At 74.6% G+C, this 24,595-nt stretch carries 21 protein-coding genes; 10 read left to right on the top strand and 11 right to left on the bottom strand.

All coding sequences use genetic code 11. From position 1 onward, the window contains the following. Positions 1-115: 115 nt before the first annotated feature. The 4 genes from ACSNOB_RS19420 to ACSNOB_RS19405 all read right to left on the bottom strand — a co-directional run bounded on the left by ACSNOB_RS19420 (position 116) and on the right by ACSNOB_RS19405 (position 5,975). Complete coding sequence (locus ACSNOB_RS19420) at positions 116-1,336, bottom strand: MFS transporter (protein ID WP_436687933.1); 1,221 nt, start codon at positions 1,334-1,336, stop codon at positions 116-118. 65 nt (positions 1,337-1,401) lie between these two features. Beyond that, on the bottom strand, positions 1,402-1,983 hold the full coding sequence (locus ACSNOB_RS19415; RefSeq protein WP_436687932.1) for an isochorismatase family protein: 582 nt from the start codon (positions 1,981-1,983) through the stop codon (positions 1,402-1,404). Between the two features lie 13 nt (positions 1,984-1,996). Continuing rightward, entirely contained in the window at positions 1,997-3,283 is a 1,287-nt protein-coding gene (locus tag ACSNOB_RS19410; RefSeq protein WP_436687931.1) for a nicotinate phosphoribosyltransferase, read from the bottom strand. A gap of 16 nt (positions 3,284-3,299) precedes the next feature. Then, positions 3,300-5,975, bottom strand: a complete 2,676-nt coding sequence (locus ACSNOB_RS19405; protein WP_436687930.1) for a LuxR C-terminal-related transcriptional regulator — start codon at positions 5,973-5,975, stop codon at positions 3,300-3,302. 203 nt (positions 5,976-6,178) lie between these two features. Here ACSNOB_RS19405 and ACSNOB_RS19400 point away from each other — a divergent pair, with 203 nt between their 5' ends. The 9 genes from ACSNOB_RS19400 (at position 6,179) to rdgB (ending at position 13,169) form a co-directional block, all read left to right on the top strand. Next, positions 6,179-7,741, top strand: a complete 1,563-nt coding sequence (locus tag ACSNOB_RS19400) for a hypothetical protein (RefSeq protein WP_436687929.1) — start codon at positions 6,179-6,181, stop codon at positions 7,739-7,741. Between the two features lie 148 nt (positions 7,742-7,889). Then, the gene (gene clpS / locus ACSNOB_RS19395) at positions 7,890-8,180 is read left to right on the top strand and encodes an ATP-dependent Clp protease adapter ClpS (RefSeq protein ID WP_089001780.1); all 291 of its coding nucleotides are present in this window, start codon (positions 7,890-7,892) and stop codon (positions 8,178-8,180) included. A 2-nt stretch (positions 8,181-8,182) separates the two neighbouring features. Beyond that, positions 8,183-8,677, top strand: a complete 495-nt coding sequence (locus ACSNOB_RS19390; protein WP_393111799.1) for a DUF2017 domain-containing protein — start codon at positions 8,183-8,185, stop codon at positions 8,675-8,677. Between the two features lie 53 nt (positions 8,678-8,730). After that, a complete protein-coding gene (locus tag ACSNOB_RS19385; protein ID WP_350676806.1) occupies positions 8,731-9,219 on the top strand; it encodes a M67 family metallopeptidase in 489 nt (162 codons plus the stop codon). A gap of 74 nt (positions 9,220-9,293) precedes the next feature. Then, positions 9,294-9,629: a MoaD family protein gene (locus tag ACSNOB_RS19380; RefSeq protein WP_436687928.1), complete on the top strand. Its 336-nt coding sequence runs from the start codon at positions 9,294-9,296 to the stop codon at positions 9,627-9,629. Positions 9,630-9,639: 10 nt separating this feature from the next. Next, on the top strand, positions 9,640-10,605 hold the full coding sequence (locus ACSNOB_RS19375; RefSeq protein WP_393111694.1) for a PLP-dependent cysteine synthase family protein: 966 nt from the start codon (positions 9,640-9,642) through the stop codon (positions 10,603-10,605). A 293-nt stretch (positions 10,606-10,898) separates the two neighbouring features. Continuing rightward, entirely contained in the window at positions 10,899-11,645 is a 747-nt protein-coding gene (locus tag ACSNOB_RS19370; protein ID WP_436687927.1) for an MBL fold metallo-hydrolase, read from the top strand. A gap of 66 nt (positions 11,646-11,711) precedes the next feature. Then, positions 11,712-12,440, top strand: a complete 729-nt coding sequence (gene rph, locus ACSNOB_RS19365; RefSeq protein WP_436687926.1) for a ribonuclease PH — start codon at positions 11,712-11,714, stop codon at positions 12,438-12,440. A 108-nt stretch (positions 12,441-12,548) separates the two neighbouring features. Next, a complete protein-coding gene (gene rdgB / locus ACSNOB_RS19360) occupies positions 12,549-13,169 on the top strand; it encodes an RdgB/HAM1 family non-canonical purine NTP pyrophosphatase (RefSeq protein WP_393111685.1) in 621 nt (206 codons plus the stop codon). Between the two features lie 52 nt (positions 13,170-13,221). Here the strand turns inward: rdgB and hutH are convergent, their stop codons facing one another. The 6 genes from hutH to ACSNOB_RS19330 all read right to left on the bottom strand — a co-directional run bounded on the left by hutH (position 13,222) and on the right by ACSNOB_RS19330 (position 21,134). Beyond that, positions 13,222-14,760, bottom strand: a complete 1,539-nt coding sequence (gene hutH / locus ACSNOB_RS19355; RefSeq protein WP_436687925.1) for a histidine ammonia-lyase — start codon at positions 14,758-14,760, stop codon at positions 13,222-13,224. Beyond that, positions 14,757-15,947: an imidazolonepropionase gene (gene hutI / locus ACSNOB_RS19350; RefSeq protein ID WP_436687924.1), complete on the bottom strand. Its 1,191-nt coding sequence runs from the start codon at positions 15,945-15,947 to the stop codon at positions 14,757-14,759. Before hutI ends, hutH begins: the two co-directional genes overlap by 4 nt. After that, entirely contained in the window at positions 15,944-17,302 is a 1,359-nt protein-coding gene (locus ACSNOB_RS19345; RefSeq protein ID WP_436687923.1) for a formimidoylglutamate deiminase, read from the bottom strand. The genes hutI and ACSNOB_RS19345 overlap by 4 nt, the downstream gene beginning before the upstream one ends. Before the next feature lie 112 nt (positions 17,303-17,414). After that, positions 17,415-18,614, bottom strand: coding sequence for an allantoate amidohydrolase (locus tag ACSNOB_RS19340; RefSeq protein WP_436687922.1), 1,200 nt, complete (start codon positions 18,612-18,614; stop codon positions 17,415-17,417). Continuing rightward, positions 18,611-20,269, bottom strand: coding sequence for a urocanate hydratase (hutU, locus tag ACSNOB_RS19335; protein ID WP_436687921.1), 1,659 nt, complete (start codon positions 20,267-20,269; stop codon positions 18,611-18,613). The genes ACSNOB_RS19340 and hutU overlap by 4 nt, the downstream gene beginning before the upstream one ends. A gap of 13 nt (positions 20,270-20,282) precedes the next feature. Continuing rightward, complete coding sequence (locus ACSNOB_RS19330; RefSeq protein WP_436687920.1) at positions 20,283-21,134, bottom strand: MurR/RpiR family transcriptional regulator; 852 nt, start codon at positions 21,132-21,134, stop codon at positions 20,283-20,285. 196 nt (positions 21,135-21,330) lie between these two features. Here ACSNOB_RS19330 and ACSNOB_RS19325 point away from each other — a divergent pair, with 196 nt between their 5' ends. Then, entirely contained in the window at positions 21,331-23,304 is a 1,974-nt protein-coding gene (locus tag ACSNOB_RS19325; RefSeq protein WP_436687919.1) for a trypsin-like peptidase domain-containing protein, read from the top strand. Positions 23,305-23,351: 47 nt separating this feature from the next. Here ACSNOB_RS19325 and ACSNOB_RS19320 read toward each other — a convergent pair whose 3' ends face one another. Further along, positions 23,352-24,173, bottom strand: coding sequence for a glycosyltransferase (locus ACSNOB_RS19320; RefSeq protein ID WP_436687918.1), 822 nt, complete (start codon positions 24,171-24,173; stop codon positions 23,352-23,354). Positions 24,174-24,595: the final 422 nt, after the last annotated feature.

Below are 24,595 nucleotides of genomic sequence, written 5' to 3'. Positions count from 1 at the left end.
GACGGGGTGGGCTGGTCCGGGCGGGACTGCGGGGCATGGTGGCCCGAGGCGGCCCGGAGCGGGCCCGGCGGCCCGGAGGGAAACGCCTGGCCCCTCCGGGCTCCCACAGGGAGCGTCAGCCGACGGCCGGGGCCAGCTCGGGCTCGGCCTCGGACGTGACCGGGGCGGCCGTCCGGCGGCGTCGCAGCTCGATCGGGAGCACGGCAAGCGCCACCAGCGCGCCGATCGCGCCGGTGACCGCGAAGCCCCAGGCCGGTGCGGAGACGTCGATCACGGCGCCGGCGAGCGGGGCGCCCACGGCGATGCCGACGGTGACCGCCGAGCCGTGCAGGCCCATCGCCTCCCCGCGTACGGAGGCGGGGACGAGCCGGCTCACCGCGTCGGCGGTGGCCGCGAGGGTCGGCGCGCAGAGCGCCCCGGCGGGGATCAGCGCCAGGCAGAGCAGCCACCAGTGCGCCCCGCCCAACCCGACCGGGATGGTGCAGAGGCTGAGCGCGGCCATCAGGGCCAGCGGCGAGAAGGAGCGGCTGACGGCTCCGTACGCGAAGCCGCCGACCAGCGAGGCGACCGCCCACACGGCCAGGACCGCGCCCGTCCACCCGACGTCGCCGCTCTCCCGGAGCACGGCGACCACGGCCACGTCGGTGCCGCCGAGCACCAGCGTGCCGGCGGCGCTGATCGCCAGCACGGCGAGCAGCCGCGGGGTGAGCCACGCCCGGCGGGGCACCTTCGGCTGCGGCCCGGTCGGCTCGCCGCCGCCCCGGACGGGCGGGTTCAGCAGCCAGAACGCGATGCCGGAGGCGACGATCCCGGCGCCGACCAGATAGAGGGTCGTGCGGGCGGAGATCGCGGTGACCGCGGCCACGGCCAGCGCGGGGCCGACCATGAACGACAGCTCCACCGACATCGAGTCCAGCGCGTAGGCGGGGCGACGCCGCTCCGGCGGCACCATCGCCGCGATGGACTGCCGGACCACCGAGAAGATCGGCAGGGCGAGCGAGCCGGCGAGGAACGCGGCCGGCAGCAGCAGCGGGTAGGGCAGCATCGGCGCGGTGGACCAGAAGACCGCCTCGGCGATCCCGGTCAGCACGAGCACCGGCCGCAGGCCGCGCCGGTCGACCAGCCGGCCGAGCAGCGGGCCGCCGATCGCGGCGCCCACGGTGATGGCCGCGCCGACGAGCCCCGCCGCCCCGTAGCCGCGCCCGAGGTCGAGCACGACGTAGAAGGTCAGGGTCACGCCGGTCGCGGTGAGCGGGACGCGGGCGAGCACCGATACCAGCAGCAACGACCGGAGACCGGGCAGGGCGAGCGCCTCCCGGTAAGGCTTCAGGTTCATGTCGGTGCGTACCTCCGCCCGACATCCTCGGCCCGGGGTACGACACCCGCCAACGAATTACCGCCTCATGCGGCCCTGATCACAGGCTTTCCGCGCATCGTGACCCCGGCGCCCTCCATGGCCCGCAGCGCCACGTCGGTGGTGTCCGGCGCGACGCCGGCGGTGAGGCCCAGCAGCACGGTGGTGGCGAAGCCCTCCCGGGCGGCGTCCAGGGCGGTGGCCCGGACGCAGTGGTCGGTGGCGATGCCGACCAGTTCGACCGTGTCCACCCCGTGCCGGCGCAGCCAGTCGGCCAGGCACTCGCCGTCGTCGGCGTGCCCCTCGAAGCCCGAGTACGCCGCCGCGTGCTCGCCCTTGTGGAAGATCGCCTCGATCCGGTCGGTCGCCAGGTCCGGGTGGAACTCGGAGCCCGGCGTGCCCACCACGCAGTGCCGCGGCCAGGAGTCCACGAAGTCCGGCGGGTCGCCGAAGTGCGCGCCCGGGTCCACGTGGTAGTCCTTCGTCGCCACCACGTGGTCCCAGCGGCCCGGCTCGGCCGCGAGCAGGCGGGTGATGCCGGCCGCCACGCCGGCCCCGCCGCCGACGGCCAGCGAGCCGCCCTCGCAGAAGTCGTTCTGCACGTCCACGATGATCAGCGCGTTGCCCACCGGAGTGCTCCTTTCAGTCGGCCGGTACGACCGTGACCGGGATGGCCGGGTCGCCGGCGGAGAGCTTCAGCCCCTCCCAGGGGATGGAGATCAGGCACTGCCGCAGGTGCTCCCGCGACTCGTCCAGGGACGGCAGGTCGACCGGCTCGCCCCCGACCAGGAACGGCCGCTGCAACAGCCGGTCGTTGGGCTGCCGGTCCGGCACGCCCTGCGGCACGATGACCTCCTCGGTGGCGGTGCCGGTCGGCTTGTGCCGGCGTACGGCCACCTTCCGGCCGCCGATGGTGGCCTTGCGCTCGGAGCGCTTGACCACCGCGCGCCCGTCGACCTCGACCAGCTTGTAGACCAGCCCGGCGGTGGGCGCGCCGGAGCCCGTGACCACGGCGGTGCCCGCGCCGTACATGTCGACGGGCTCGGCGGCGAGGGAGGCGATGGCGTACTCGTCGAGGTCGCCGGAGACGATGATCTTCGTCTCGGTGGCGCCGAGCGAGTCGAGCAGCTCGCGGGACTGCTGCGCGATCACGGCGAGGTCGCCCGAGTCGATCCGGACCGCCCGCAGGTCGGGCCCGGCCACCGCGATCGCGTTGCGGATGCCCTGGCTGATGTCGTACGTGTCGACGAGCAGCGTGGTCTCCTTGCCCAGCGTGGCGACCTGCGAGGCGAACGCGGCCCGCTCGTCGTCGTGCAGCAGGGTGAACGCGTGCGCGGCGGTGCCGGCGGTCGGGATGCCGTACCGCTGCCCGGCGGCGAGGTTGGAGGTGAACCGGAACCCGGCCAGGTACGCGGCCCGCGCCGCGGCCACCGCCGCCTCCTCGTGCGCCCGCCGGGAGCCCATCTCGATCAGGGTCCGACCCCGGGCCGCGGTGACCATCCGCGCGGCGGCGGCCGCCACGGCGCTGTCGTAGTTGAGCACCGAGAGGACCAGCGTCTCCAGCACCACGCACTCGGCGAAGCCGCCGGAGACGGTGAGGATCGGCGAGCCGGGGAAGAACAGCTCGCCCTCGGCGTAGCCGTCGACGTCGCCAGTGAAGCGGTAGTCGCGCAGCCACGCGGCGGCCTGCTCGTCGACCACCCCGGTGCGGCGCAGGAACTCGATCTCGTCGGCGTCGAAGCGGAAGTCGCGGATCATCTCGACCAACCGGCCGGTGCCGGCGACCACCCCGTAGCGCCGGCCGGCGGGCAGCCGGCGGTTGAAGACCTCGAAGACGCAGCGGCGGTCGGCGGTGCCGTCCCGCAGGGCGGCGCTGACCATCGTCAGCTCGTAGTGGTCGGTCAGCAGCGCGGGGCGAAGGGTGCTCACCGCCCCAGCCTAGAGTTCACTCCGACTCCCCGCCCTCGTGGCCCGGGATCGCCCGCAGGGCGGCGCGCAGCTCGGCCCGGCCGGCCACGCCGAGCTTGCTGTAGATCCGCTGGAGGTGGTTCTCCACCGTGCGGGCGGAGAGGTAGAGCCGCTCCGCGATGGCCCGGCTGGTCACCCCGTCCGCCGCGAGCCGGGCCACCTGCCACTCGCGCTCGGTCAGCGCGGGCGCCCCGGCCTGCAACGCCGGCGTGCGGATCAGGTCGCAGCGGCCGAGCAGGGCGGCCAGGCGTTCCCGGGCCGCGGCCGCCGCCGGGGACCGCCGCCGGCGCAGCCGGTCCAGCGCCGCGGCGGCGGCCTCGGCCGCGTACACGGCCAGGTCCAGCGCCTCGAAGCCGTCGGCCACCGCGAGCAGTTCGTCGGCGGAGTCGCCCGCGGCGGCCCGGGCGTGCCGGGCGAGCAGCGGCGGCAGGTCCCCGTCGACCCGTTCGGAGAGCTCGGCCAGCCGCTGCGCGACCGTGCGCCGGCTGCCGTCGGAGCAGATCGGGCCGATCGGGGCGGTCGCCCGGTCCAGCCGGACCAGGTCGTGCAGCACGTGCACCTCGTGACCGGCGAAGCCGTCCGCGCGCAGCCGGTCGGCCAGCCCGGTCAGGTGCTTGACGGCGCCGGGCACGTCGCCGCCGGCGGCCAGCACCGCGCCGCGGGCCTGCTCCAGCCACGGGTAGAGCACCGCCATGCCGGGCGCGTGGGTGCGGTCGGCCTCCGCCATCGCCTCGGCCGCCTGCGCGCCGTCGCCGCGCAGCGCCGCCGCCTGGGCCCGTTCGGCCTGGGCCAGCCCGGCGTAGACCCGGCTGGTGGCGAGGACCGCGCACGCCTCGAGGCTGGTCCGCAGCGCCGCGTCGCTCTGGCCGCGCAGGCGGGCCGCGTACGCCTGGAGGATGGCCAGGTAGCCGGTGCCGAGCCGGAAGTCCCCGGCGCCGGCCAGGTCGGCGAACTCGTCGGCCACGATCGCGTCGATGCCGGCGAGGTCGCCGGCGAGCGCCAGCCGGGTGCCGCGGGCGAGTTCCAGGGCCAGTTGCAGGTACGGCATGTCGGCCCGCCAGCGGCCCGCCTCGGCCTGCACCTGGTTGATCGCGGTGGCGCTGCGGTGCAGCTGGCCCTGGGCCGCCTGGAGGTAGGCGATGGTGCTGCGGGCCAGTTCCCGGGCGGCGACGCTGGCCGCGGGCCGGTCCAGCACCGTCTGCCCGAGCCGCAGCGCGATGCCGGTGTCCAGCCGGTGCAGCCGCATGATGCCCTCGAAGGCCAGCACCCGGGCCTGGTCGGCGGAGTCCGCCAGGGTCGACCTGCGGGCCGCGATCTCCTCCACCGTGGACTCCCGGCTCAGGCCCCAGTAGCTGACCATGCCCCGCACGGTCAGCCAGCGGCTCAGCCGCCGGTCGCCCCGGATGTCGGCGGAGACCGCGTCGAGGACCTCGATCGCCTCGTCCGGTCGGTCGGCGAACATCAGGATGGTGGCCAGCAGCTCCGCGGCGTCGAAGCCGCCGCCGGCGTCGAGCGCCGCGCGGGCCAGCCGGGTCGCCAGCGGTACGTCGTAGCGGGCGAACGCCTGCCCGGCCGCGTCGAGCAGCAGGGCCGGGTCCTGCGCGGTGCCGGAGTCGAGCCGCCAGACGGCCACCCGGAGCAGGTCGTCGCGGCGCCGCTTGCCGACCTGCTCCAGCAGCTCGGCGAGGCGCGCCTGCAACCGGCGGGTCCGGCTGACCGGGCAGCGGCGGCGCATCACCTCGCCGTAGAGCGGGTGCGCCAGCCGCACGTTCGCCCGCCGGTCGTCGCGGACCACGACGATCAGCCCGCGCTCCTCGGCGAGCTCCACGTCCGCCGGGTCGACGGCCTGGTTGAGCAGGTGCAGGCCGAGCGGCTCGCCGAAGGCGACCAGCTCGACCACCGCGCGGACGCCCGGGGTGAGCTGCCCGATCCGCGTGTCGATCAGGTCGGTGAGGTTGGGCGCCAGCTCCAGCCGGCCGGTCCACTTCCAGATCCCGTAGGTGCGGGTCAGCTCCCCGCGGTCCGCGGCGAACACCAGCTCGCGCAGCAGCAGCGGGTTGCCCGCCGAGAGCCGGCCCAGCCGGTCGGCGGAGGTGGCGTCGACCGGGCCGTCCAGGATCTCGGAGAGCAGTCGGGTGGTCTCGGCCGGCGCCAGCGGGTTCAGCTCGACGTGGTCGACGAGGTCGTCGGTCCACAGGGCCCGGATCGGCAGGGGGAGCTGCTCGCCGTCGCGCAGCGTGCCGATCACCGTGGCGTTGTCCGCGCGGGCGACCAGGTGCACCAGCGCGGCCGACGGCGGGTCGAGCAGGTGCGCGTCGTCGATCGCGAGGACGATCCGGCGGCCGGCCGCCTGCTGTTGCAGCACGTCCACCGCCCAGCGCAGGATGCCGGCCGGGGACAGGCCCTGCGGCTGCTCGGCCGGGAGCACCTGGACCAGGCCGCCGAACGGCAGCGCGGCGGTGGTGGCGCTGGCCGCGATCCACCAGACCGCGTACCTGTCGCGGGGCAGGGCCGCCACCCCCTCGCGCAGCAGGCGGCTCTTGCCGATGCCCGCGCTCCCGCTGAAGAAGAGGCCCCGCCCCTCCGTGCCGGTCACCGCCGACAACAGACGGTCGAGCTCATCCGTTCGGCCGACGAAACTCCACCGACTCATCGAGGCAGCATAGCCATCGAAATCCGTCCGCGCTCGCATCGTCACGCAGCGAAGTTGAGTAATCTCATGGTTACTGCTGAGTATCCGAAGTGTTCGGACAGGGGCCCTGGTCGCCCGTACTCTTCCGGCATCCGGGTGCCCGCACCGGACGATTCCACGCGGCCGGCCGCTGCCGGTCGCCTGCCATGGGAGGCCGCTCTCGAATGAAGCCCGGTCCTCTCCCCGCGGTCGACGTGCCCGACGACATGGCCGACGCCGCCAGGCCACCGCACTGCGGCCCCATGCCCACCAGGCTCGGGGTGACCGAGCCGCGGCCGGAGGAGCCGCTGGCCGTGGTCGCCGTGGGCCCGGCCGGCGCCGGTCGGCCCGAGGTGCTCGCCGACGTGCTCCGACTGGATCCCGGCATGCTCTCCGTGCCGGCCGGCAGTTGGCTGGTGGTGAAGCACTCCCGGGTGCCGACCCGGGCCGCCTACGTCCCCGGCTACCGCCAGCCCCACTCGTACGGGGCCGACCGGCTGGCCGCCGGCCCGGCGTTGGCCCGTCCGCCGCGCCGCGTCGAGCTGAGCGTCCCCGAGCCGCTGCTGCGGCACTTCACCGTCGTCGACACACCGGACACGGGCGCCCTCGGGGTGGCCGGCACCCGGTTGCTGCTCGACGCGGCGGGCCGGTCCGGGGCGGTGCTCTTCGTGATCGCCGCCGACCAGGCGTTCACCGCCGTCGAGCTGAACCTGCTCGCCGAGGTGGCCCGCGCCCGGGTGGAGGTCTTCTTCGCGGTCACCCCGGGCCCGGCCGGGTGGGCCCCGGTGCCCGAGGCCACGGTGACGACGGAGGGCACGGGGGCGTCCGTCGCGCCGATCGGGTCGGCTTCCGGCCCGGCCCCGGTGGACCCGGTGGACCCGGTCGCGGTCACCGTCGAGGCGCACCGGGCGGCCCTGCTGGCCGCCGTTCCGGCGCTCGCCCGCGCCCGCTGGTTCCCGGTCGCCGGCGGCGACGGGGCGGACCTGCGCCGGGCCCTGGTGGGTTGGGCCGCCGACGAGGGGCTGCGGCGGGCCAGCGCCGACCCGCCGGTGCTGCCCGGGGCGCACGGCCGGGTGGCGGTGGCCGCCGACCCCGGCGACTGGTCCGAGCGGCTCGACCGGCAGGCCCGGTCCTGCGCCCAGCGCATCCGCCAGCACCTCGCCCTGGAGCTGGCGAACACCCACCTGCGGGTGGTGCAGGAGATCGTCTTCGGCGTCGGCTGCGCCGGCCTGCCGCAGCTGCTCGACCGGGAGATGGAGGCGCTGTCGCTGCTGGCGACCGCCCAGTGCGACCACGCGGTCCACCGGCTCGTCGAGGACGCCGCCGGCCGCGTCCTCGGGGCGCCGCTGTCCGCGGGCGTACGCCGGCGCCTCTCCTTCGCGGTGCGCTGGGGTCTGGCCGACCACCGGGCCGGCGACGAGCTGGACCGGGTCCTGCTGGTCACCAGCACCGGGGGCGTGGCCGGGCTGACCGGCGCCGGCGCGACCGACGCCCTGGCGAGCTGCCCGGGCGCCGAGCGGGCCGAGGTGCTCCCGCCCGTCGCGGTCGCCCTCTCCGGCGGCTGCTGGCAACACTGGCGCAGCCCGGGCAACCATGATCCGAACGCCGCCCGGGCCTGGGCGCAGCGCGCGCTGCGCCAGGTCGAGCTGGAGCTGTCCCGGGAGGTGTCCCGGCGGCTCGAGGTGGTCCGCCTCTCGCTGGACGGGGTGCTTGCCGATGCGGTCGACCACGGCATCCTGCTCGCCTGACGGCGACCGCGCCCGCGGCGCCACCGGCCCCGCGCCGGCGCCGCCGCGGGCCGCCTCCGACGTGCCCGGCCAGGCCGGACGTGGTGATCCGCGGCGGTCCGGCGTTCCGGTTCCTCGGTTCGCCGGATCCGGTGGCACGATGGGGGGCATGGCGGCTCCGCAGGTTGCACCGGTCGAGACGCCGGACACCGATGAGGTGCCGGCGTCCGACCGGCCGTGGGTGACGATCGTGTGGGACGACCCGGTCAACCTCATGACCTACGTGACCTGGGTGTTCCAGAAGCTCTTCGGCTACAGCCGGGAGAAGGCCGAGCAGCTCATGCTCGACGTGCACCACAAGGGGCGTGCCGTCGTCTCCAGCGGCGCCCGGGAGCGGATGGAGCACGACGCGTCGCAGCTGCACGCGTACGGGCTGTGGGCGACGGTGGATCGGTCGTGAGCATGTTCCGTCGCCAGGGCGACCGCTACGTCGCCACCTTCGCCGTCGACGAGGTCCGGGTGCTGCGCAAGGTCGCCTCCGAGGTGGTCGGCCTGCTGACGGACGGCTTCGACCACTCCGACCCGGTGGTCGGCCGGCTCTTCCCCGAGGTCTACCCGGAGGATCCGTCCGGCACCGCCGAGTTCCGCCGCTACACGGAGGGCGACCTCAAGACGGGCAAGATCGACCAGGCCGGCGCGATACTGGCCGCGCTGCCCGACTCCGCCGGCGGCGAGGTGCGCCTCGACGCGGAGGCGGCCGAGGCGTGGCTGCGGGCGCTCAACGACGCCCGGCTGGCGATGGGCGTCCGGCTGGAGATCAAGGACGGCACGGACCTCGGCGAGGAACTCGACGACGCGGTCGCCGAGGATCCGACATCCAGCCGGGTGTTCCAACTGTCGGTCTACGCGTACCTCGGGTATCTCCAGGAGTCCCTGCTCAACGCCTTGATCGACTAGGCGTGACCGCCGCCACCTTAAGGTCGCGGCAGGTACGCGTTAGGCTGGAGCACGTGCTGAGCATCGACCGGTCGATCGTCGACGCGATCGTCGCCCACGCGCGTCGGGACCACCCCGACGAGGCGTGCGGCGTGGTCGCCGGTCCCGCCGGCAGCGACACCCCCACCCGGCACATCCCGATGGACAACGCCGCCCGTTCCATGACGTTCTACGAGTTCGACTCGATGGAGCAGCTGCGGGTCTGGCGCGAGATGGACGACCGGGACGAGGAGCCCGTCGTCATCTACCACTCGCACACCGCCACGGAGGCCTACCCGTCCCGGACGGACATCTCCTTCGCCGGCGAGCCGGGCGCGCACTACCTCCTCGTCTCCACCCGCGAGCCCGACACGGAGGAGATCCGCTCCTTCCGCATCGTCGACGGCGTGGTGACCGAGGAGCCGGTGCGCATCCTCGACGCGGGGGTGGATCCGCACGCCGTGCAGTCCTACATGTTCGGGCAGAGCCCGGCGACGGTCGACTACGAGTGTTCCGGCCGCTGACCCAGCGCCGCGTCACCCGTCCACGTCCCCGTCACCATCCGGCACACCCGATCATCACCGAGGAGCACGACACCATGGCCATCGAGGTTCGCATCCCCACCATCCTGCGCAGCTACACCGGCGGCGCGAAGGTCGTCGAGGGCACCGGCGACACGCTGGGCGACCTGCTCACCGACCTGGACTCCCGGCACGCCGGCCTGAAGGCCCGGCTGGTCACCGACGCCGGTGCGCTGCACCGCTTCGTCAACGTCTACGTCAACGACGAGGACGTCCGCTTCCTCGGCGCGCTGGACGCCAAGCTCAACGACGGCGACAGCGTGACCATCCTGCCGGCCGTCGCCGGTGGCGCGTTCGGCTTCGCCGCCGCGGCGGCGTTCGCCGGCCACCGCGCGTCCGTCGCCGCCGGCTGAGGCGACCGCGATGGCGCGGTACGACAGCCTGCTCGACGCCTGCGGCGGCACGCCCCTGGTCGGCCTGCCCCGGCTCTCCCCGACGGTGCCCGAGGGAGCGCCGCCGGTGCGGCTCTGGGCGAAGCTGGAGGACCGGAACCCGACCGGCAGCATCAAGGACCGGGCGGCCCTGTTCATGGTCCGGGCGGCGGAGGAGGCGGGTCGGCTCCGGCCGGGCGACACCATCCTCGAACCGACCAGCGGCAACACGGGCATCTCCCTGGCCATGGTGGCGAAGCTGCGCGGCTACCGGCTGGTCTGCGTGATGCCGGAGAACGTCTCCACCGAGCGGGTGCAGCTGCTCCGGATGTACGGCGCGGAGATCATCTTCTCGCCGGCCGCCGGCGGCTCGAACCAGGCGGTGGCCACCGCCAAGCAGATCGCGGTCGAGCACCCCGACTGGGTGATGCTCTTCCAGTACGGCAACGAGGCGAACGCCCGCGCGCACTACGAGACCACGGGGCCCGAGCTGCTGCACGACCTGCCCACGATCACCCACTTCGTGGCGGGTCTCGGCACGACCGGGACGCTGATGGGCACCGGGCGTTACCTGCGCGAGAAGGTGGACGGGATCCAGGTCGTCGCGGCCGAGCCGCGCTACGGCGAGCTGGTCTACGGGCTGCGCAACATCGACGAGGGCTACGTACCGGAGCTCTACGACGCCACGGTGCTGTCGCGGCGCTTCTCCGTCGGCACCCGGGACGCCGTGCTGCGGACCCGCCAGCTGGTGGAGGTGGAGGGCATCTTCGCCGGCTTCTCCACCGGCGCCATCCTGCACGCCGCCCTGGCGGTGGCGCACGAGGCGGTCCGCGACGGCCGCCGCGCCGACGTGGCGTTCGTGGTCGCCGACGGCGGTTGGAAATACCTCTCCACCGGAGCGTACGGCGGCACCCTCGCCGACGCCGAGGACGCGCTGGAGGGCCAGCTCTGGGCCTGAGGACGCCGCCGCAGGGTCGCCGCCGCGCGCCGGTGACCCTGCCGGTGGCCGCCGGCCCCGGCGGCCGGTGTGCTCACTCAGCGCTACCGTCGGACGCCGACCCGTCACGCGCCCCGCGCGGCTGCGGCGGCGGGCCCGGAGCGGGTGTCACGTTGGTGACAACTTCCGGTGGATGATTCTTGCCGCCCGGTGGGCGAGCGTAGGCTGCGCAGCGTGGCGTACGCGTCGGTAGAGATCATCGAGAGACCGATCGTCGGCGCGGGCACTACTCGGCGTGACAGCGAGACGACTCGATGCGCCTGACTGTGCTGGGCTGCGCCGGCAGTTTCCCCGGACCCGAGTCCCCCTGCTCGGCCTACCTGGTCGAGGCGGACGGCTTCCGGCTGCTGCTCGACTTCGGCTCCGGGTCGCTGTCCAACCTCCAGCGCTACGCGGGGCTGCACGCCCCCGACGCGATCCTCCTGACCCACCTGCACTGCGACCACATCCTCGACGCGGCGTCGTACGTGGTGGTCCGGCGCTACGCCCCGGACGGCCCCTACCCGCCGCTGCCGGTCTACGCCCCGTCCGGCGCGCCCGACCGGCTGGCGGCCGCGTACGGGCAGGAGGACAGCACCGTCGAGGACGTGTACCAGTTCTACGCCCTCCAGCCCGGCACCTTTCCGATCGGCCCGTTCACCGTCACCGTCGACCGGGTGAACCATCCCGTCGAGACGTACGGCGTCCGGCTGGAGCACGGCGGCCGGGTGCTCTGCTACTCCTCGGACACGGCGCCCTGCGAGGCGCTGCTCCGCCTCGCCCAGGACGCCGACGTCTTCCTCTGCGAGGCGAGCTACCTCGACGGCGTGGACAACCCGCCCGACCTGCACCTGACCGGCCGGGAGGCCGGCGAGGCGGCGACCAAGGCGGCAGTCGGCCGGCTGCTGCTGACCCACCTGGTGGCCGCCTGGGGCAGCGAGGCGCACACCGTGGAGTCGGCGGGCGCCGCCTACGCCGGTCCCCTCGAGGTGGTCCGGCCCGGCGCCAGCTACGAGATCTGACCGGTCGTGCCCGCGGGTCGGGACACCGCGGGGCGGTTCGATCACGGCACCGCATAAGGTGCAGGCATGGCACGACCTGACGGGCGGCGGCCCGACGCACTCCGACCTGTGACGCTGACCCGGGGCTGGAGCACCCATCCGGAGGGCTCGGTGCTCGTGGAGTTCGGTGACACCCGGGTGCTCTGCACCGCCAGCGTGACCGAGGGGGTGCCCCGCTGGCGCAAGGGCTCCGGGCTCGGCTGGGTCACCGCCGAGTACGCGATGCTGCCCCGCGCCACCAACACCCGCTCCGACCGGGAGAGCGTTAAGGGGCGCGTCGGTGGGCGTACCCACGAGATCTCCCGGCTGATCGGCCGGAGCCTGCGGGCGTCGATCGACCTGAAGGCGCTCGGCGAGAACTCGATCGTGCTCGACTGCGACGTGCTCCAGGCCGACGGCGGCACCCGCACCGCGGCGATCACCGGCGCTTACGTGGCCCTGCACGACGCGGTGACCTGGCTGGCGGGGCGCAAGGCGCTGGCTGGCAAGCCGGAGAAGGTGATGCACCGCTCGGTGGCCGCCGTCAGCGTCGGGGTCATCGACGGCGAGCCCCGGCTCGACCTCAACTACGCCGAGGACGTGACCGCCGAGGTCGACATGAACGTGGTCTGCACCGGCGCCGGCGAGTTCGTCGAGGTGCAGGGCACCGGGGAGGCGGGCGTGTTCGCGCGCGAGCAACTCGACGCCCTGCTCGACCTGGCCGTCGCCGGCTGCGTGGAACTGGCCGAGGCCCAGCGGAAGGCGCTCCTCCCGTGAGCGCGAGGAGTGAGCTTGCGAGCCCCGCCGTCGCGAACAGAGGTGAGGTCCGGTGAGCGCGAGGAGTCAGCTTGCGAGCCCCGCGGCCGCGAACAAAGGTGAGGTCTGATGAACAAGGTGCTGCTCGCCACCCGTAACCGCAAGAAGCTCGTCGAGCTGCAGCGGATCCTCGACGGCGCGCTCGGCGCGCACCGCGTCGCCCTGCTCGGCCTCGACGACGTCGAGGAATACCCGGAGCTGCCCGAGACCGGCCTGACCTTCGGCGAGAACGCCCTGATCAAGGCGCGGGAGGGGTGCCGGCGCACCGGCCTGCCCACGATCGCCGACGACTCCGGCCTCGCCGTCGACGCGCTGAACGGCATGCCGGGCGTGTTCAGCGCCCGCTGGGCCGGCCGGCACGGCGACGACCAGGCCAACCTCCAGCTGGTGCTGGACCAGATCGCGGACCTCCCCGACGAGCACCGGGGGGCGTCCTTCGTCTGCACGGTGGCCCTGGTGCTGCCCGGCGGCAAGGAGCACCTGGTCGACGGCCGGCAGAGCGGCCGGCTGCTGCGCACGCCGCGCGGCGACGGCGGCTTCGGCTACGACCCGATCTTCCTGGGCGACGGGCAGGACCGCACCAACGCCGAGCTGACGCCGCAGGAGAAGGACGCGATCAGCCACCGCGGCAAGGCGCTGCGCGAGCTGGCCAAGCTGGTCGCCAAGGTGCTGCCCCCGGCCACCGCCTGAAGACGGACGGGCGGGCCACCGACCCGCCCGTCCGTCAGGTCTCGCGCCGGGTTCAGGCGAGAGGGCCGATCTCGCGCTCGATGGCGGCCCGCAGCTCGGGCCCGGCCAGCACGGCCCGGGCGGCCTCCATCAGCGGGGCGAGGAACACGTCCGGCCCCGGCTCGCCGGCGATCCCGCCGAGCGCCGCGACAGCGGCGCGGCCGGCGGGCGACGGGTCGAGCGGCGCGCGCAGCTGCAGCCCGCGTACCGCGGCCAGCAGCTCCACCGCGAGCACGCTGGTCAGGTTGTCCAGCACGGTGCGCAGCTTCTTGGTCGCCGCCCAGCCCATCGAGACGTGGTCCTCCTGCATCCCGCTGGTGGGCAGCGAGTCCACCGAGGCTGGCGCGGCGAGCCGCCGGTTCTCCGCGACGATCCCCGCGGCCGTGTACTGGGCGATCATCAGCCCGGAGTTGACCCCGGCGTCGGGGGAGAGGAACGCCGGCAGTTCCCGGGACCGGGTGACGTCCAGCAGCCGGTCCACCCGGCGCTCGGCGATCGCGCCCACCTCGCTGGCGGCGATGGCCAGGAAGTCCGCGGCGAAGCCGAGCGGCGCGCCGTGGAAGTTCCCGGTCGACTCGACGCGGCCGTCCGGCAGCACCACCGGGTTGTCCACCACCGAGACCAGCTCCCGGTCGGCCACCGTGCGGACGAAGTCCAGCGTGTCCCGAGCCGCGCCGGCCACCTGCGGGGCGCAGCGCATCGAGTACGCGTCCTGCACCGCGTGCGCCAGGTCGTCCCGGTGCGAGTCCATCACCCGCGAGTCCTGCAACAGCCGGTGGATGTTCGCCGCCGAGGCCGACTGCCCGGGGTGCGGCCGGATGGCGTGCAGCTCCGGCAGGAACGGCCGCTCCGAGCCGAGCATCGCCTCGATCGCGAGGGCGGCGGTGACGTCGGCCATCGTGAACAGGTGCGCGGCGTCGTGGATCGCCAGCAGCAGCATGCCGAGCATGCCGTCGGTGCCGTTGATCAGCGCCAGCCCCTCCTTGGCGGCCAGCTCGACCGGCGCCAACCCGACCCGGCGCAGCGCGTCGGCGGCGGGAACCCGCTCGCCGGCCGGGCCGAGCACCCAGCCCTCGCCGAGCAGCACCAGCGCGCAGTGCGCCAGTGGCGCCAGGTCGCCGGAGGCGCCCAGCGAGCCGTGTTCGGGCACCCACGGCGTCACGTCGTGGTTGAGCAGGTCGACCAGCGCCTCGGCGACCAGCGGCCGGACCCCGGAGCGGCCGAGCGCCAGCGAGCGCACCCGCAGCAGCATCATCGCCCGGACCACCTCGCGGGGCATCGGCGCGCCCACCCCGGCGGCGTGCGAGCGGATCAGCGCGTGCTGCAGCTCGGCCCGCCGTTCCGGCGCGACGAAGGTGTTCGCCAGCGCCCCGAACCCGGTGGAGACGCCGTATACCGGCCGGCCGGCGGCCTCGATGCCGTCGACGATGGCACGGCTGGTGGTCATGGCGTCCACGGTGGCCGGGTCGAGGATCACCTTTGCGGTGCCACGCGCCACGGCGAGCACGTCGGCGGGGGAGATCCCGGTGGGCAGAATGGTCACGGTCGTCATTTAGGCACTCCGTTGCGCAGGACCTGGCGGATCAGTGGCACACCCGGCCGGTAGGCCAGGTGCAGGTGGGACGGGGCGTCGAGGATCACCAGGTCGGCCCGGGCCCCCGGCCGGAGCACCCCGACGTCGTCGCGGCGCAGCGCCCGCGCGCCGCCGGCGGTCGCGGCCCAGACCGCCTCCGCCGGGGTCATCCGCATCTCGCGTACGGCGAGGGCGAGGCAGAAGGGCATCGACGAGGTGTACGACGAGCCGGGGTTGCAGTCGGTCGCCAGCGCCACGGTGACGCCGGCGTCGAGGAGCCGGCGGGCGTCCGGGTAGGGCGAGCGGGTGGAGAACTCGGCGCCGGGCAGCAGGGTCGCCACGGTGGCGGTGTGCCCGCCGTCGACCCGGGTCGAGGCCAGCGCGTCGACGTCGGCGTCGGTCAGGTGCGTGCAGTGGTCGACGCTCGCCGCGCCCAGCTCGACGCCGAGCTGGACGCCCGGTCCCGGGCCGAGCTGGTTCGCGTGCACCCGCACGCCCAGCCCGGCGGCCTGCCCACAGGTCAGGATCGCCCGGGTGTGGTCGGCGTCGAAGGCGCCCCGCTCGCAGAAGACGTCGATCCAGCGCGCGTGCGGTGCGGCGGCGGCCAGCATCGGCCCGCAGACCAGGCCCACGTAGTCGTCCGGGCGGTCGGCGTACTCGGCGGGGACCACGTGGGCGCCGAGGAAGGTGGTCTCCTCGCTGACCTCGGCGGCGATCGCCAGGGAGCGGGCCTCGTCGGCGACGGTGAGCCCGTACCCGCTCTTGATCTCGATGGTGGTGGTGCCCTGCCGCAGCGCCTCGTCGCGCAGCCGGCGCACGGTGGCCCGCAGCTCGTCGTCCGAGGCGGCCCGGGTCGCGCCGACCGTGGTCCGGATGCCGCCGCCGGTGTACGGCTGCCCGGCCATGCGGGCCGCGAACTCGGCGGCCCGGTCCCCGGCGAAGACCAGGTGGGCGTGGCTGTCCACGAAGCCGGGGAGCACGGCGCCACCCCCGGCGTCGACCCGCCGGTCGGCGGCCGGCGCGTCCCGGGCCGGCCCGACCCAGGCCACCCGCCCGTCCTCGACCAGGAGCGCGGCGTCGCGCCGGATGCCCAGCGGGCCGCCCTCGCCGCCGACCGCGTCGTTGGTCACCAGCTCGCCGATGTCGTCGACCAGCAGACTGCTCAAGAGGTCACCTCCTCGATGGCCGCGCTCAGCTCGGCCGGCACGTCGACCGTCAGGTGGCGGCCGTCGCGCACCACCGCCCGGCCGTCCACCACGACCTGCGTGACGTCCGCGGCGGCCGCCGCGAACCAGACCCCCACCGGCGGTACGCCGGCCGTGCGGGGGCTGTCCAGCCGTACCGTCACCAGGTCGGCGCGGGCCCCCACGGCGATCCGCCCGGCGTCGCGCCAGCCCAGCGCGGCGTGGCCGCCCACGGTGGCGGCGTCGCGCAGCTCGGCGGCGGCGAAGTGGCCGCGGCGGCGGGTGCGCAGCCGCTCGTCCAGCTCGACCGCGCGCGCCTCCTCGAAGAGGTCGACCACGGCGTGACTGTCGCTGCCCAGGCTGAGCGGCAGGCCCACGTCGGCCATCCGCCGGGCCGGGCCGATCCCGTCGGCCAGGTCCCGCTCGGTGGTGGGGCAGAGGCAGACGCCGCTGCCCGCGTCGCCGAGCAGCGTGAGGTCGCCGCTGGTCAGGTGGGTGGCGTGTACGGCCGTGGTGCCCGGGCCGAGCGCACCGTGGTCGGCGAGCAGCCGGGTGGGGGTGCGGCCGTGGGCGGCCCGGCAGGCGTCGTTCTCGGCGGGCTGCTCGGACAGGTGCACGTGCAATGGCGCGCCCCGCCGGTCCGCCCAGTTCGCCACGGTGGCGAGCTGCCCCGCCGGCACCGCGCGTACCGAGTGGATCGCGGCGCCCACCCGGGCGTGGTCGCCGTCGGGCGTGAACGCGGCGGCCCGCTCCGCCCAGCGCAGCGCATCGCCGTCGCCGAACCGTCGCTGCGGCCCGGCCAGCGGCTGTCCGTCGACGGTGGCGGTGAGGTAGCAGGTGTCCAGCAGGGTGATCCGGATCCCGGCGTGCGCGGCGGCCTCGACCAGCGCCTCGCCCATCGCGTTCGGGTCGGCGTACGGGGTGCCGTCGGGGTTGTGGTGCAGGTAGTGGAACTCGCCCACGCAGGTGATTCCGGCCAGCGCCATCTCGGCGTAGACCGCCCGGGCCAGGGCGAGGTACGAGTCCGGGTCCAGGCGGGCGGCGACCGCGTACATCCGGTCGCGCCACGTCCAGAAGTCACCGCGCCCGCCGTGGGTGCGTCCGCGCAGCGCCCGGTGGAAGGCGTGCGAGTGCGCGTTGGCGAGCCCGGGCAGGGTCAGCCCGGGCAGCCGGACGGCGTCGCCGAGTACCTCCACGCCCGCGGTGACGCCGGACCCGGCGGTCAGCGGCGTGACGCCGGTGATCCGCCCGTCGGCCGTCTCGATCAGCACGTCGGCGGTCGGCTCGGCGTGGTCGGGCAGCCAGGCGTACTCGGCCAGCCAGCGGGTCCCGGTCATCTCGCGCGCCCCCTGTCGAGCTGAATCGTCTGCGACATCAGTCGATCACCACGAGGCCGAGTCGTTTGCGACATCAGCTCGACAGGCCACCGAGGGCGACCCCGGACCGCGTTCAGCGGCATGCCAGCTCCTCCAGGACCCGGGTCAGGGCGGTCACCCCGGCGGCGCAGTCGGCGTCGGTGGCCGACTCGGCGGGGGAGTGCGAGACCCCGGTCGGGTTGCGCACGAAGAGCATCGCCGTGGGCACGTGCGCGGCGAGCACCCCGGCGTCGTGGCCGGCCCCGGTGGGCAGCACCGGCGCGTCGAGCAGGGTCGCCAGCCGGGCGGCCAGGCCGCCGTCGAAGGCGACCAGCGGCGTGGCCGACTCCTCGGTGAGCGCCACCTCCGTACCGTCGCGGCGGGCCCGCTCGGCGGCCTTCGTGCGCACCGCGTCGACCAGCCCCGTCAGCGTCTCCGGCTCGGCGGCCCGGGCGTCCAGCCACCCCGTCACCTTCGACGGGATCGCGTTGGTGGCGTTCGGCTCCACCGACACCCGGCCGACCGTGGCGTGGGCGCCGCGCAGCCGCGCCTCCTTGTTGGCCGCCAGCACGGTGAAGGCGTACGTCAGCATGGGGTCGCGGCGGTCGGCCATCCGGGTCGTGCCGGCGTGGTTGCCCTCGCCGGTGAACTCGAAGCGCCAGCGGCCGTGCGGCCAGATCGCGCTGGCGACCGCGACGGGCGCGTCGGCCTCGACCAGCGCGCGGCCCTGCTCGACGTGCAGCTCGACGAAGGCGGCGAAGCCGCCGACCAGCTCCGGCCGGGCGCCGGCCGGCCGGATGCCCAGCGCCTCGGCGAAGCTCACCCCGTCGGCGTCGCGCAACCCGGCCGCGCGGTCCACCGCGATCTCCCCGGTGAGCAGCCGCGACCCGAGGCAGGGTACGCCGAACCGCGCCCCCTCCTCCTCGACGAACGCGCCGACCACCACCGGGCGGGCCGGCGCGACGCCGGCGGTGCGCAGCTCGTCGACCGCGAGGAACGCGCTGACGATGCCGAGCGGCCCGTCGTACGCGCCGCCGTGCGGCACGGAGTCGAAGTGGCTGCCGGTCAGCACCGCGCCGCCGGCCTCCGGCTCACCCCACCAGGCGAACAGGTTGCCGTTGCCGTCATCGGTGACCGGCATGCCCCGGCGGTCGGCCTGCTCGCGGAACCACTCCCGCAGCCGCAGCTCCGGCTCGGTCAGCGCGTGGCGCAGGTAGCCGCCGCTGCGGTCGTCCCGCCCGATGGGCGCGATCTCGTCCCACAGTGCCCGGAACCGGCCCGCGAGGTCCGTCACGCGGCATCCCCCTCCGCCATCGGCACTCGCACGCCGGTAGCCTCCGCGACCTCGCGGGCGGCGTCATAGCCGGCGTCGACGTGCCGGATGACGCCCATCGCCGGGTCGTTGGTGAGCACCCGCTCGATCTTCTGCCCGGCCAGGGCGGTGCCGTCGGCGACGCAGACCTGACCGGCGTGGATCGACCGGCCGATGCCCACCCCGCCGCCGTGGTGGATCGACACCCAGGAGGCCCCGCTGGCGGTGTTGACCAGCGCGTTGAGCAGCGGCCAGTCGGCCACGGCGTCGGAGCCGTCGGCCATCGCCTCGGTCTCCCGGTACGGGCTGGCCACGCTGCCGCAGTCGAGGTGGTCCCGGCCGATCACCACGGGCGCGGACAGCTCGCCGGAGGCGACCATCTCGTTGAACCGCACCCCCGCCTTGTCCCGCTCGCCGTAGCCGAGCCAGCAGATCCGCGCCGGCAGGCCCTGGAAGGCGACCCGCTCGCCGGCCATCCGGATCCACCGGGCCAGCGACTCGTTCTCCGGGAACAGCTCCAGGATCGCCCGGTCGGTGGCCGCGATGTCGGCCGGGTCGCCGGAGAGCGCCGCCCACCGGAACGGGCCCTTGCCCTCGCAGAACAACGGTCGGATGTACGCGGGCACGAAGCCGGGGAAGTCGAAGGCCCGCTCGAACCCGCCGAGCTTCGCCTCGCCCCGGATCGAGTTGCCGTAGTCGAAGACCTCCGCCCCGGCGTCGAGGAAGCCGACCATCGCCTCGACGTGCTTCGCCATCGACGCCCGCGCCCGGTCGGTGAACTCGACCGGTTTCGTCGCCGCGTAGTCCCGGGCGTCGGCCAGCTCCACCCCCTCCGGCAGGTACGACAGCGGGTCGTGCGCGCTGGTCTGGTCGGTGACGATGTCGATGTCGACGCCGCGGCGCAGCAGCTCCGGGAAGACGGTGGCCGCGTTGCCCACCACGCCGACGCTCAGCGCGCGGCGGTCCCGCTTCGCGGCGAGGGCCCGCTCGACGGCGTCGTCCAGGGAGTCGGCGACCTCGTCGAGGTAGCGGTCGTGCACCCGTCGGTCCAGCCGGCTGCGGTCCACGTCGACGATCAGGCAGACGCCCCCGTTCATGGTGACCGCCAGGGGCTGCGCCCCACCCATGCCGCCGCAGCCGGCGGTCAGCGTCAACGTCCCGGCCAGCGTCCCGCCGAACCGTTTGGCGGCGACGGCGGCGAACGTCTCGTAGGTGCCCTGGAGGATGCCCTGGGTGCCGATGTAGATCCACGAGCCGGCGGTCATCTGCCCGTACATGGTCAGGCCCAGCTGTTCCAGGCGGCGGAACTCCGGCCAGGTGGCCCAGTCGCCCACCAGGTTGGAGTTGGCCAGCAGCACCCGGGGCGCCCACTCGTGCGTGCGCAGGACGCCCACCGGCCGGCCGGACTGCACCAGCATGGTCTCGTCGTCGCGCAGGTCGGTCAGGGTGCGCACCAGCGCGTGGTACGACGGCCAGTCCCGCGCCGCCTTCCCGGTGCCGCCGTAGACCACCAGGTCCTCGGGGCGCTCGGCCACCTCCGGGTCGAGGTTGTTCATCAGCATCCGCAGCGCGGCCTCCTGGGGCCAACCACGGGCGGTGCGTTCGGTGCCGCGCGCGGCGCGGACGGGCTGGGACATCTCGGGTCTCCTCTCAGCCGAGGAACAACTGGCGGCGGGCGGCGGACGCCTCGAAGGCCTCCAACCGGCGTTGGGTGTCGGCGGGGTCGGCGTCGCAGATGGCCTGGAGCAGCACCATGGCCAGGGTCATCGGGGCGGTGTGCAGGTCGAAGACGAGCTGCGCGCCGACCGCGGCGGGGAGCACCACGTCGGCGTGCTCGGTGGCCGGGCTGACCGGCGAGTCGGTGATGGCCACCACCCGCAGGCCGGCGGCCCGCGCCTCGCGCAGCGCGTCGAGGGTCTCGCGGGGATAGCGGGGAAGCACGAAGGCGAGCAGGGCGCTGGCCCCGGCCGCCGCGGCCTGTTCGAGGCGGTCGGTGAGCAGGCTGCCGCCGTCGTCGAGCACCCGCACGTCGGGGTGCACCTTGGCGGCGAAGTACGCGAAGTACGCGGCCAGCGGTGCGGCGGCCCGCAGGCCGAGCACCGGCAGGGGGCGGCTGGCGGCCAGCAGCCTCCCGGTCTCGGCGATGCGGTCCCGGTCGGCGAGCTGCCCGGCGAGCCGGTCGAGGTTGCCGATCTCGGCGCGTACCGCCTGCTGGAGCTCGTTGCCGGTGTCGACGGGACCGCCCGACGCGCCGGCGGTCAGCTCCCGGAGCCGGCGGCGCAGCGCGGGGTAGCCGTCGTGCCCGAGCGCCACCGCGAACCGGGTGACCGACGGCTGGCTGACCCCCGCCAGCTCGGCGACCTCGGCCGCCGACAGGTACGCGACGGTCGGCGCGTGCTGCACCAGGCAGTGCGCGATCCGGCGCTGGGTCGGGGTGAGCCGGACCCCCTGGAAGAGGCCCGACACCTGCTCGGTGGGTGCCGCGACAGCTCCTTCATTCACGCGATGACTTTATGCATGAAAACTTTCACAGGCAACACCCGTGCGCCGCATTCGACCTGAACAAGGCGGTCGCTCGCCGCGGCGGCCGGGATCGCGCTCGGCAGGGTGGGCCGGTGTCGGCCCGCCGACCGGCCGACGGCCGGGCGAGCGTGGCCTCTGTAGGATCCGCGTGGCGGTCTAGCGGAGGAGTTGGCGCATGCAGCCGGAGGGCCCGTACAGGTTCACCCACTTGCTGGGCACCTGCCAGGTCGGGAAGGCCTGGGCGGCCATCGACGCGCAGGGCCGGTTCGTGACGGTGGCCGTGCTGGACGCGGTTGTGGCCAACGATCCGCGCTGGCGGGAGGCCTACTCGGCGATGGCCAACGCGCTCGCCCAGGCGCCCGACGGTCAGCCCTACACGTACGCGGACTTCTCGGCTCCGTCGCCCTGGGTCGCCTACCCCGCCGAGGCCGGACCCGGCGCGGAGAAGCTCCTGCGCTCGCTCGGCGTGGAATACCAGCCGGTGGCGGCCGGCCCGGAGGCGCCGCCGGTCTCGGCACCGCCCCAGCAGGTCTCCTCCCCGCCCGGCTCAGCTTCCGCGCCGCCGTATCCGGTCTCGGGCGTGCCGACGCCGACGTCCGCGCCGCCGCACGCGCCGTGGGCCGTGCAGGCCGGACCGACGCCCGCCCGGCCGGAAGCCTTGGCGCCGCGTCCGGTCTCCGCCACGCCCGCACCGTCGTGGGACGCGCCGACCACGGTGGCCCCCACGCAGCCGGTCTCGGCCGCGCCCCAGTCGCCTGCAGCCCAGGCTCCCCAGGCCGGCGGCGTTGCGCCGTACGACCCGTTTGCCGCGCCGACCCGGCGGATCAAGCCCTCGGAGCCGGCCAAGGGTGGTGCTGGCCTCTGGGTGGGCCTCACCGCCCTCGTGCTGGTGATCGCCCTGGGTGTCGGCGCGGCGGTCTGGGCGTTCGCCCCGGGCGAGTCGGCCGGGCCCGAGGCGACGCCGACCCTGGGCGCCTCGGCCTTTCCCAGCGCCGCCGCAGTCAACCCGGGCCTGAAGCCGTGGGCGCAGGCTGCGCCGTACAGCGCGGAAGAGCGTGCGCTGGCCATCGCCGCGCCGTCCCTGGTCTTCATCGAGGCGGTCTTCACCGGCGTGCTGCGGGAGACGAAGTCCAACGTCCCGCTCAGCGCCACCCCGATCACGTTCAAGCGGCGGTGCAGTGGATTCGTGGTCAATGCGGACGGCCACGTGCTCACCAACGGCCAGTGCGTCCGGCCGGAAGCCGAGGTTGCGCGGGAGCGTGCCCTCTACACCCTTGGCCGGATCCTCATCGAGCAGAAGAAGCTCACCGCGTCGGCACTCGATCAGTACGTCCGGACGAAGATGGCCACCACGACCTTCACCGGCCGTGAGCCCGGCTCGGAACCCACCAACCAGGTGTTCGGGCAGCTCAACATTGCACGTGGCGACCTGACCGCCGATCCGGCTGTGCCGGTCGAGGTGGTGCGTGTCCTCCCCGCCGACAACGGCAACCTGGCGCTGCTGAGGCTCGCCCAGAAGAACCTTGCCACGGTCGAGCTGAACGCAGAGGCCGCGCTCGGGTCGGGCACGTCGCTGCTCGTTATCGGCTACGGCACGACCGACACCGACTTCCGCGCCGCTACCTACACCCTGAACTCCAAGCCGGTGCAGGTTTCCGGCACGGCGACCCAGGGCGCGGTGACCGTGGCCCGGGTCAACGACGACGTCGGCATCTACTCGCACGGTGGGATCGCCATCGACACCAGCGGCCGGGTTGTCGGCGTGGTGGACAACGACCGGGCCGCCAACGGCGGAGCGAACCGTGCCCTCGTGCCGGTGTCGGTGATCACCGGGCTACTCGGTGAGGCGGGCGTCCAGGCCGGGCTGGCCGATCCGGACCGGACGTACCGCGACGGCCTCGACGCCTTCTTCGCCGGGCGGAACGCGGAAGCCATCACCCTGCTCGACACCGTGGCGACGTCCTCGCCGACCAACCTGCTCGCTCAGGCGTACCGCCAGAACGCCATGGACCGGGCTCGGCTGGAGGGGGATTCGACGGGGTCCTCGCAGTTGCCGCGCGCACTGCTCGCCGGCGTGGTGGCCGCCTTGGTGGCCGGGCTCGTCGTCGCCGTGGTGATGCTGCTGCGGCGGCGCCGCTCCACCTACTGAACCACCGGGAGGTCCGGCGCGTTCCGCGCGCCGACGCGGTCGCGTGGTCAGCGGGTGGAGTCGTCCCGTCCCCAGGCGTCCCGTGGGTGACGGCGGGCCCTGAGCGCTGCCGCCACGGTGATGGCCACGTACACCACCGCCGCCGGTGCGAGCCAGGGGCGGGGCAGGACCACGTCCCGTAACCACGAGGACGGCGCGGAGGCGCGGATGCCGGTGTGGCTAGCCCGCAACATCGTGTTGCCAGCGCGTACCCGCGCCAGTGTCCGGACCAGGTCGCGGGTGCGCCGGGGGGCCTGCACATAGGACGTCGCCCCGCTCACCTCCTGCTTCTCGTCGGATGAGTACTGCGAGTCGAGGAAGAGGTCATCGGCGATCTGCTCCGGGAAGCGGTCGAACCGTGCCCGCCCAGCGGCGGAGACGCCCATCGCGCCCCGACCGAAGAGCGCGTCCGCGAAGATCGGCAGTCGGGTGTTGATCGCGTAGTAGGCCCGAACCGCCAGCGAGCGGCCGGCCGTCACCATGTGGCGCCGGGGCATCACGGCCAGCGGTGGCTGGCCGTCGGCGGTGAGCGCTGCGGCCATCGCACGAAGCGCGCCCGGACTCAACACCACGTCCGCGTCCAGATAGACCCGCGGGAAGCCACGAGCTGCGGCGTCGCCTACGTTCAGGGCGTTGGACTTGCCCGCCTGCGCCACCTCGACGACCCGGACACCGGGCCGCGCGGCGGCGATCCCGGCCGTGTCGTCGGTGCAGCCGTTGGCGACCACCACGATGTCGAGTTCACCGGGCGCGGCGTCGGCGAGCAGCGCGTCGAGGCAGTCGCCGATGACACGGGCCTCGTTGTGCGCGGCCATCACCACGCTGATCATCAGCAACTCACCGGGGTAGTCACGCTAGTTCCACACTTCCGCGCGGTGGTCGGAAACGCTCCTGCCACCGCCGTCGACCGGACGGTTAACGTCGTACACTCCGCTCCGGACCGGGCGCGGGTACGGCGGTACAGCTTGCCGGACCGCACCGCCCTGTCGCAATACCCGCTCCGGTCATTCCTACCGTGCGGAAACCGGACAGCTACGTGGCCTGCGCCGCTGGTATCGTCCTCGTGTTTCTGGGGTGGGGCCGGGCAGCGCGAGTGGGCATTCCGCGATCCGCCGTTCGCCGCAGGGCACGACGGCCGACACGTGGATCGGCGAGGGACTGGCAGTGGGGGCCGCCGGCCGACCTGCCCACGTTGTCGGCTGCTGCCGCGGCGGACACTGATGGAGGAAACGCACCCACGATGGAGACGTTG

It is taken from the genome of Micromonospora sp. URMC 106 (assembly GCF_051386395.1).
Classification (GTDB): domain Bacteria; phylum Actinomycetota; class Actinomycetes; order Mycobacteriales; family Micromonosporaceae; genus Micromonospora.
The sequence above is the reverse complement of the archived record's forward strand: the minus strand, read 5'-3'. Positions and strand labels throughout refer to the sequence as shown.